Origin of the sequence: uncultured Cytophaga sp., from assembly GCF_937863595.1 — a bacterium.
Lineage (GTDB): Bacteria > Bacteroidota > Bacteroidia > Cytophagales > Cytophagaceae > Cytophaga.
Map to the genome: position 1 here is coordinate 68,390 of NZ_CALMGQ010000087.1, position 6,909 is coordinate 75,298.

Annotated in this window: 6 protein-coding genes; 2 read left to right on the forward strand and 4 right to left on the reverse strand. The window is 36.0% G+C overall.

Annotation, left to right across the window (positions count from 1 at the left end):
• Positions 1 to 4 precede the first annotated feature (4 nt).
• Together Q0543_RS08015 and Q0543_RS08020 are read left to right on the forward strand one after the other, a co-directional pair.
• On the forward strand, positions 5 to 1,729 hold the full coding sequence (locus Q0543_RS08015; protein WP_299251105.1) for a gliding motility-associated C-terminal domain-containing protein: 1,725 nt from the start codon (positions 5 to 7) through the stop codon (positions 1,727 to 1,729).
• Between the two features lie 11 nt (positions 1,730 to 1,740).
• Complete coding sequence (locus Q0543_RS08020) at positions 1,741 to 2,721, forward strand: type IX secretion system membrane protein PorP/SprF (RefSeq protein WP_299251107.1); 981 nt, start codon at positions 1,741 to 1,743, stop codon at positions 2,719 to 2,721.
• Between the two features lie 106 nt (positions 2,722 to 2,827).
• Here the strand turns inward: Q0543_RS08020 and Q0543_RS08025 are convergent, their stop codons facing one another.
• The 4 genes from Q0543_RS08025 to Q0543_RS08040 all read right to left on the reverse strand — a co-directional run bounded on the left by Q0543_RS08025 (position 2,828) and on the right by Q0543_RS08040 (position 6,409).
• The gene (locus Q0543_RS08025; RefSeq protein WP_299251109.1) at positions 2,828 to 4,105 is read right to left on the reverse strand and encodes a hypothetical protein; all 1,278 of its coding nucleotides are present in this window, start codon (positions 4,103 to 4,105) and stop codon (positions 2,828 to 2,830) included.
• A 2-nt stretch (positions 4,106 to 4,107) separates the two neighbouring features.
• Entirely contained in the window at positions 4,108 to 4,467 is a 360-nt protein-coding gene (locus Q0543_RS08030; protein WP_299251111.1) for a DNA/RNA non-specific endonuclease, read from the reverse strand.
• A gap of 131 nt (positions 4,468 to 4,598) precedes the next feature.
• Positions 4,599 to 5,105, reverse strand: coding sequence for a hypothetical protein (locus Q0543_RS08035; RefSeq protein WP_299251113.1), 507 nt, complete (start codon positions 5,103 to 5,105; stop codon positions 4,599 to 4,601).
• Positions 5,106 to 5,125: 20 nt separating this feature from the next.
• Positions 5,126 to 6,409 (reverse strand): DNA/RNA non-specific endonuclease, encoded by a 1,284-nt coding sequence (locus Q0543_RS08040; protein ID WP_299251115.1) that lies wholly within the window; start codon positions 6,407 to 6,409, stop codon positions 5,126 to 5,128.
• Between the last annotated feature and the right edge of the window lie 500 nt (positions 6,410 to 6,909).

A 6,909-nucleotide genomic window follows, 5' to 3' on the forward strand; every position in this document is an offset into this window, starting at 1 on the left:
AAACATGAAGCACCTAATTCTTTTTGTATTTGTTCTGTTATCATTTTGCATTACAAGCCTCGCGGCTTATGTACCATGCAGCTTTACGGTTGGGTTTACCAAAGAGCCAGCCAAATGCAATAATGAAAGTAGCGGCTCAGCAACGGTACTCGTTAATATTCCGAACAATGTAACATATTCAATAGAATGGTTCGATGGTTTAAAAACAGCACTTCATCCAAACCTTCCTGCAGGTACATTCTTTGTAAAAATAACAGATCAAACAGGTTGCTTTGCGAATTACTTTGTAACCATTTCACAACCTGAACCGCTCACAATCACTTCGGAAGTAACCAATCTGCGTTGCTTTCAAGAGCCTGAAGGAAAGATTGCGTTGATTGTAACAGGTGGAAATCCAACGTATTCCTATCAATGGAGTAATGGAGAGTCCTCGTCAAATGTAGAAGGTCTATTAGCTTCTACCTATTCTGTTACTGTAGAAGATTCCAAAGGGTGTACAGCAACTCATAGTAGAGTGGTTGGTCAACCTACAAAATTACAATCTTCTTTTGAAGTTAAAAATGTGTCTTGCTATGGTGGAAGTGATGGGTCCATTGACCTCACTGCATTTGGAGGTTCCCCATATTATTCTTACGTATGGGAGGATGGCACTACGCTTCAAGATGTATACGAACTAAAAGCGGGCTTTCACACGGTACATATTAAAGATGTGAATGGGTGTAGTTTGAATACTTCCATTAAAGTAACTCAACCAGACCCCATCACTGCTGTTGAAAGTATTACAGATGTAAAGTGTTACGGTTTTAAGGATGGAGTTATTGATTTAGCCGTTAGTGGTGGCGTGATACCATATACATTTAAATGGTCTACTCCTGAAATTGTATTGGGGCAAACAGATGAGGATCTGACGAATATTCCAGTAGGCACGTATTATTTATTAATTAAAGATTTTTTTCAATGCGAGTATTATGATACCATGCAGGTTAAGGAATCTTTTTTATTGGTAACAAATCTAGCTATTACAGATGCTACGTGTTACGATAGTTCAAATGCTAGCATCAATCTTTCTGTGACAGGTGGTCTGCCTCCTTATACATACTTATGGACAAGTGGTCAAAAAACGCAGGATATTTCTAAGGTACATGCAGGTGTTTATAACGTATTGATCGATGATGTAAACGGGTGTACTGCGCTAGTTACTGGGGAAATTAAACAGCCTGAAAATCTTACGTTCGGTTTTTCTGTGAGTGAGGTTTCGTGTAAAGACAATAACGATGGAAGTGTTGTGTTGTTTAACAGTGGCGCTTCTCCTCCATATTCCTATTCTTGGTCTAATGGAACTATTTCAAAAGACTTATTTGATTTGTTAGGGAATAACTATACCATTACTGTTACAGATTCACACACCTGTCCTTTTACAGCAACGGTAACGGTGCCGACAAATCCAAAAGCATGTATCAATGTTGTAACTATTCCAAATGCATTTTCTCCTAATGGGGACAATACAAATGATGTTTGGGTAATTCGGGATTCAGAATTGTACCCCGATATAAAAGTGAAAGTGATCAATCAATGGGGAGAAACGATATTCTCCTCTGCAGGATATGCTACGCCTTGGGATGGAACCTTCAAAGGCAACAACGTTTCCAGTGGTACCTATTATTACGAGGTTAATTTAAAATCCGATGATGATGTGCCATTCAGCGGAACACTCACGGTTATTAGATAATATATTCAATTATGAAACAAGTTGTTCTCGTTCTTTTTCTATTCAGTGTTAGCTTGTGTATACAAGCGCAACAAGGGCCTTTATATAGTCAGTACATGTTCAATCAATTTATTATAAACCCAGCAGTAGCGGGATCTGATGAAATGATTCCCGTTGTAGCTACAGTAAGAAGACAGTGGCTTGGCATCAAAGATGCGCCTGTAACCCAATCAATTTCTGCCCATGCTTACACAGGCAAGTTTGTCGGGATTGGTGTTAACTTTTTCAATGAAGTAGCAGGTCCGAGTAGAAGAACAGGTTTAAGCTTTTCTGCAGCACGACACTTTCAGCTAAGCAAAGCAAGTGACACTTGGTTTTCTTTTGGTCTTTCGGCAAGCTTTTATCAATTTAGCTTTGACCCTTCAAAGTTGCATTTTGACCAACCGAATGATCCCGTTATTACTACCGCTGCAATTTCCAAATTTGTTCCAGACGCAAGTGCTGGTGCCTATTTGTACAACGATCATTATTTTGTTGGTTTGTCTATGCAAAACATGTTTCAAACTCCTGTGAATTTATTTGATATTGCTGATCGCAATTATAATCCAGTGAGTCGCGTTTATTTTTTATCTGCAGGATATGAATTTGTGATTAATGACAACCTAAGTATTGAGCCATCAACATTGGTTCGGAAAGTTTTTGCAGCACCGTATCAAATCGATTTAAATGTGAAGGCTACCATTGCACAACATTTTACTGCAGGTCTTTCTTATCGGAGTAGTGATGCTGTCGTTGCAATTATAGGCGCAAATATTCCTAATATATTTATAGGATACAGCTATGACATTACATTGAATCCATTAAAAAGTTACAGTAAAGGAACGCATGAGTTGTATGTAATTATCAAGCTTGAAAACATGCTCAGTAAAAGTCAATATTTCAATAATCATAAAAATACAAGAGGGCATCGTCAAGGTCAATACCAAGGCCAACATGGTAGAACTAAGCGGTAAAATTTTGTGATGTCGTATTTGTTTAAATCTAAATGCGTTTGGTTTTCTCACCCTTACCTGTAACACACATCCCACGGTGAGGTGGCCACGGTAAAAAAGTCATATTCTACTTCCCTATTTTTACGTCACATGTACCGTCACTTTTAAATGTCAATACTGCTTTACGCCAGTCTTTAGATTGTTCTGAATAAAACTCATCCAATAAACGAACGGTAACGTTGATCGGGTAAATCTGTTCGCCTGGTTCAACTAATTTTGAGTTGCTCAACAAACCATTTGGTTTATAAGAATAACTACCTGAAAGTTGTTGTGTATCTCCAACAAAACTGCGGGTAATTACTGCCTCTATACTTTCAAAGTCGTCGGGAACGTTTGCAGAAACGCAACCATAGATGTTTTGTAACAGATAATCTGAAGTGATAGGTTCTTCGCTTGCGTTTAAATCTTCTGTTAATGTATCAGCCATTTCCTTTTCAAATTCTTCAACCGACTTCGGATTTACATCTCGACCATTAACCCATTTTTTATAGCCATCTAACACATAATACTCAAATGAACCATCTGCTTTTAATTGAAATTCGATGGTATAGGCATCCCATAAATTTGCTTTTTTAAATCCAGTAAATATTTTTTTGAAATCTTCTGTACTGAATTTAATTTCATGTATAAATGCATGCGGCTTATCTATATCTGAATGTTGATTATCGAGATACACATACTCTTCTCGTATAAGACTGTATATAGAAGAAAACCCAGAAATCTGAAACGTTAAAAACGTACAGTCCCATTTTTTCTTATTACTTATTGTAATGCATTTCAAGTATTTGGTTAACGATGGCAAAGAATCAATAATAACATCATCTGGGATCGTTGTTTCTTCAGTCGGCAATTCCGTAAAGTTTCCCGTCTCTAAATACCAGGGTTTAAATTTTCCATTATAGTTGGCACGATAGGGTTGAGAATAATAGCGATCGGCGTAAAATTTATCTATAACTCTTTGATTCCAAACAGTTGTATAGGATACAAATTTTTTATCTTCAATAACAATATCTATTTGATTATATGTTTTAGTTAAATACCCTTCTTTGAAAAAATCTAATAATTCAGGATAATTTTCTCCAATTCCATAATTCAAAATAAAACAAGTTTTATTAACAAGCATTGATCCATATTCCACTTTCGGAGGTTTTGTGCCATTTTCATAATAAATATCAATAAAACTTTTGCCTGTTTCAGGACTGCTAGCTGGAGCAATAAAAAAGCCGATAGAGCCATAATGCCAATTCGTTTCATATATAATACGAGCTTCATCTGATTCATTATTCATTACTTCTATCAACTGCCTATTAGAAATTTCTAATATTTTATTAACATCTATATTCATAATTAATAATTATTTATCCGCTTTGAATTTCTATCATAATCACCTGTTTCAGTATTAAACTGTTTCCAAGTAACGTCAAAAGTTGTTGGTTTTTTTGAACCGCCTGAATAATTTACAGTAATTACTAAATCTTTTATTTTAGTTGAAGTTCCTCGATTTGATAAATAGTCTGCCCAAGCTTGTTCCATTGCATACCAATTATCATTTCCTCCAGCTCTATTTACACTAACAGGCATGGGTACATAATTTATTTGATCGCCAGTACCTCCAAATTGTGTTCCTATTAAATGTCCTCCATCATCAACTGGGCTTGTTTTTATTCTTTTACCATGACCTGTGACACACAGTTCATCATTAGCCATTTACCACCCAAACGTCACTTCGCCTTTTTTCGCTCTTAAACCTTTGCTCTTTAAAGTGAACTATTTTTCTCTATCATACATAGTGGTCTGTGAGCCACAGACCACGGTGAGGGAGGCTACGGTGAGGGAGATTATTTCTTTTCTAAAAAATCATCACCAAATAATTGTTTCATCCGATACAAAGAATGTGGGAGTAATTCGCCACCCAATTCAGCAAACCATTTTTCAGCCAAATCAACATTAAGAGTATTTGTTTTGTCAAGAATTTGATCTGTATAAGATATTTCAAAAGAAGAGGCCTTAGTATCTATGGAATGTGTAATTTTTATTTGTACTGGAAGATTATAAGTATTATTTATTTTTTTTTCATTTCGCAATTCAAACAATTCATCGAGACAAATATCGCTTAAGTTTGATTGAGCTTCACGTGAAGTATCTATATAAGTTTTAGAAATTTCATTTAATTTATTTTTTTTTACTGTTTTAATTCCATTACTAAAATAAACATTAAAGTATGGATTTACTTCAAATGATATATAAACAAACATGATACTAATATCTTCTACATTGTTTCCAATATATTCAAGACAATTTTTAATTATATTGATAAAATATCTTTTTAAGATTATGTCTTCCATATTTATTTAAAATATAATAATTAATCATTCAATATATCAGGAGATGTAATTTCTTCATTATCATCTATTGCATATTTAACGACAAAGCTTGAAGGTCTTAAATCATTACTGGTATAGATTACCTTAATCTCAATACTTACCGTTACAGGTTGTAAGCCAGAATTGATTGGGGGGTCAATCGCTTTCTCAATAATCTTAAACGAACTTAAATTAACTCTAGCCAGTTGTGAAATAATGTTATCTAATTTCGGAGACCCTCCAAACCGATCTTCAATCAAGTGACCAACATGATCACCAGGTTCTTTACCCATTGAATTTGGATCATCTCTCAATCGCTTTGCTTCGTTTGTCATTTGTAAATTATCTGTTTTCATTGAGATAATTCTACCTAGTTTATCCGTTTCACCTAGATGATTTGCAAATTGCCCTGTATTATATCTAACGTTTGCTTTTAATGTTCCATTAGCATTAAATGGATCAGCAACAATTGGTTTACTTGCTGAGGCAATTTTGGGGATTGTACCCATCTGCACAAAATCCGTAGCATTTTCGTCCGGCGCACGCGGGCTCGCCATTTCATTACGTATGTTTCCAGGTTTTAGTGAATACCACTTGGTATCGCCATTGCCGTTTCTTGGCACAACTGATAAACCACCATCGCTGTAGATACATACATACCCATCTGTAGCAATTATAGCTTGGTTTAATTTATTACAGAGATTTTGTGCAGAGCTAAGTTCGCTGCAAGAGAGTAAACGTATGGTTTGTGTATTATAGCCTTTGCTCTTTAACCAACCTGCAAGTACACGATGGTCGCCTTCTATATAACTACCGTTTATTTCAAATTTATAGCTGCTACCATTTGCATGAATAATCATGTCTAGGGTATTGGCTGGTGCAATTACTTTTTTAGCGTACAACAATTCTTTTGAGCCGCCATCTACACCAACTAAGCCCGGAGACATATCTGCATCCGTTAACTCTGTAGTTGTGCCAGCAGAGCTTTTTGCCCCTATCCACCAGGCATCAAAGGCATAGTTGTCGTTCTTAAATGCATTCTCTTTACCTGTATTTGCTTTAAAAAATTTGGCATAATCCACTAATACTGCAGCACGCTCTCCATTGAGTTTGCTCATTATATAGCCGCCACTTGCTTGCAATTTACTCTGTAAGGTTGTTGTTCCTTCAACTGATTGCAGCAATGAACTGCTTGTAGTAATGTTTGATTTTAATGCGGGGTAGCTACTTAAAGTAGTTGGTGCAGAGAGTAAGGATATATTGGTGGTCTGTGAGCTACAGTCCACGGTGAGGCTACTTGTAACTCCATAACTTTCCTGCAAGCACAAAATGCTTATAAGGAATACTATGTAGTTCATCACTCGTTTCAATTTTTGTCTTTTTTGTTTATCTCTGAATTAAATGTATCGTATTCACTACCATGGCCTGTGGTCATAGGCCATGACTACTCATTCACTATCTTCGCCTTTATTCGCTCTTAAACCTTTTCTCTTTACCATTGACAATCTTGCTCTACCATACATTGGTGGCCTGTGAGCCACAGACCACGGTGAGGGGGTGATTCATGGAGGCGTTTAAGAATTCAATATTAGTCATTATAAAAATAACAATATTGGGTAAAATAACCCATAATATTTTTTGTAATTTTTCCATGGTCTAGAACCTAGCAACTAGCCCCTCGCAACTGAATTACTATAAAAGCAAAAAACCCTTATCTGTTAGGATAAGGGTTTTTAATAATAGGTTGGCGGCGACCTACTCTCCCACATTTGACTGCAGTACCATT